Below are 2,782 nucleotides of genomic sequence, written 5' to 3' on the forward strand. Positions count from 1 at the left end.
GACCCAAAAATTAAGGCTCAATAATATTAAGGAAAACAAGCAAGCCTTTGCGGTCAAAAATGGAATACCTTTCAGATAAAGAAAAGCCCGGACTAACCCGGGCTTTCTTTTTATTTTAGTGCAGGTAATGATGGAGATATATAGTATATTTCTGATATTAATCTCTTTAAATAAATAGGATAAGTATGGAATATCCTCTTTTTTTGTTTGATAGTTTTAATCAGAGTAAATGAAATTGAATAGAATAAGCTGGATTGTTTTTGTTTTGACCGTACTCGCGACTACAATTAATTTGCATGCACAGGCGACACATGAAATAACCCTTAACGTAGACACAAAGAATCCAAACCCCGGAAAGGCTTGCTTCTTTAAGGTAGGCAATAGTACTACTGTTTTAAATAACAATTCTCCTGAGACCTTTACTATTTTCGCCCGGGTAGGTGATAATATTGTGTGGAAAGGCTTGTCATCCACAGAGCCCAATATCCCGGTTAGGATAACCGCTATTAAATATATCAGTGGTCCAAGAATTTTTACTTCAGACAGCATCAAGGGAGATAAGCTTGTACAGGCTACGGTAATTCGCGGTGGCAAGGCTCCTTATAAATATCAAATTCAATTTAGTGTAGGTTCCAATACAGAGATCTATACCATTGAATCAAAAATCCAGATCGGAGAATAGAAAAGGTGATTGACAAACCCAATTCCAATTTTATGAAGCCTTATTTTACGCAAAACAACGCACTTATCATCAAAGGAATTTATGTGCTTGGATTACTCCTGTTTGCACTTACCCCTTGTTTTGGCCAAAATAAAAATGAATCCGATAGGCTGATAAAACTTTATGAGTCGGGAAACTATGACATCGCACAAAAGCTGGATTTATTAGATAAAATCGCCCAAAATAATCCGGATCCTGATGAATCTTTAAAATACAGTGATCAGCTTTTAAAAGAAGCCATAGCGGTCGATTCTAGCAGGTATGTGTATATGGGATACAGACATCAGGGATATGCTCACGAACAAAAGGGTGATTTGAGTAAGGCCCTTGAAAGTTTTTTTAAGGCATTAGACATCAGTAATGCCCGTGGAGAAAAAAGAGAATTAGGCAGCATATATACGGCGATAGCCGCAGTATATGCCGGTATGGGGAATAAACAGAATGTTAAAAGATACTATTCCAATGCCATTAAAATTTTCGAGGACCTGGAAGCAAGAATTAATTATGCAATCGCAATAGAAAATTTAGGAGATTCGTATTTGCAATGGAGCGAACCCGATTCTGCCCTTGTTTTATTCAACAAATCAGGCCCCATCTTTAAAGCTCTGCAAAGAAAAGATTATTTGGCGTACAATCTTGGCAATAAAGGATTGGCTTTTGCTCAAAAAGGACAGGAAATAAAAGCGGAAGAAAATATCAGTGAAGCAATCGCTATCCTGGAGGAATTAGGAGATTACCGGCCCATTACGGTATACCTTACCTTCATGTCTGATTTTTATGCCGATAAAAACGATTGGGATGCTGCCTTTGGTTACTCCCTACGCTCTTTAAACCTTGCCAAAAAATATGGATTGAAAGCAGAAATGGGAGGCGCCTACCTGAAGCTTTCGGAGTTGTATGAAAGAACCGGTTATGCTTCCGCTGCACTGAAATATTACAGGAACTATATTGCTTTCCGTGATAGTGTTCAAAACATCACCTCAGTTCAACAAATGGCCGAGATGGAAGTTTCTCAAAAGCAAATAGAACTGGACCTGGCCAATCAGGAAAAACGAACGCAAAAGATAATTACTATTGCATCTGCCACGGCCCTGTTTCTAATTTTCATGCTGGCAGCGGGATTGTTCAGACGTAATTTGTACATAAAAAGAACCAAGGCCATTATAGAAAAGGAAAAGGACAGATCCGATAGACTTTTACTTAATATTTTGCCGGAAGAAACGGCCCTGGAATTAAAAGAATCAGGGGTGGTAAAAGCGAACAAATTTGAATCTGTTACCGTATTGTTTACAGATTTTGAGGCGTTCACGGCGCATTCAGAAGATGCAAATCCTGAAGTACTGGTCAAAAGACTGGGGTATTACTTTACCGCTTTTGACGACATTATGGAAAAATACGATCTGGAAAAGATTAAAACCATCGGAGACTCTTATATGTGTGCCGGCGGATTGCCCTTTCCTATTGAAGATCATGCTATAAAAATGGTGAAGGCTGCCTTTGAGATCTTAAAATTCGTAGAAGATGCAAAGTCCGGGGAATCAGAAGATGAACTCTCCTTTGATGTTCGGATAGGGATCAATACAGGTCCGGTAGTAGCCGGAGTGGTTGGCAGCAAAAAGTTTTCCTATGATATCTGGGGAGACACTGTGAATGTGGCTTCCCGGATGGAAACGAATTCCGAAACCGGAAAGATAAATATCAGCGAAAACACATTTGAATTGATTAAAAATGAATTTGATTGCGAGTACAGAGGAGAATTTTCGGTAAAGAACCGGGGCAAAATGAAAATGTATTTTGTGAATGGACTTCACAGTAAAAATCTTGCCTGATACCCAAGCTTTTTAAGACAATATTCCGGGTCATAAACGGGAATAAGAAAAGCATGGATTTTTAATCCCAGGTTATTCACAATCAGAGGGGATAAAATTTTAAACCTTACTAAAAAAACAAAAATAAATACGAATATATTTTGTTACTTTTATGACCAGTATTTAAAAACATACAAATGGGAAAATTTGAAATTAAAAAAGACAAACCCGGAAAACTAAGATTCAATCTTAA

2 protein-coding genes are annotated in these 2,782 nt (G+C 37.9%); both read left to right on the forward strand.

From position 1 onward, the window contains the following. Nucleotides 1-229 precede the first annotated feature (229 nt). Nucleotides 230-682 (forward strand): hypothetical protein, encoded by a 453-nt coding sequence (locus tag WBN20_RS06460; protein WP_424281119.1) that lies wholly within the window; start codon nt 230-232, stop codon nt 680-682. A 32-nt stretch (nt 683-714) separates the two neighbouring features. Beyond that, entirely contained in the window at nt 715-2,550 is a 1,836-nt protein-coding gene (locus WBN20_RS06465) for an adenylate/guanylate cyclase domain-containing protein (RefSeq protein WP_424281120.1), read from the forward strand. The last annotated feature ends 232 nt before the right edge of the window (nt 2,551-2,782 follow it).

Origin of the sequence: Eudoraea sp. (assembly GCF_049665975.1) — a bacterium.
Classification (GTDB): domain Bacteria; phylum Bacteroidota; class Bacteroidia; order Flavobacteriales; family Flavobacteriaceae; genus Eudoraea.

Bases quoted from the DNA above. Each gene is read 5' to 3' on its own strand.
- WBN20_RS06460 (WP_424281119.1), top strand. From the start codon at position 230: ATGAAATTGAATAGAATAAGCTGGATTGTTTTTGTTTTGACCGTACTC.
- WBN20_RS06465 (WP_424281120.1), top strand. From the start codon at position 715: ATGAAGCCTTATTTTACGCAAAACAACGCACTTATCATCAAAGGAATT.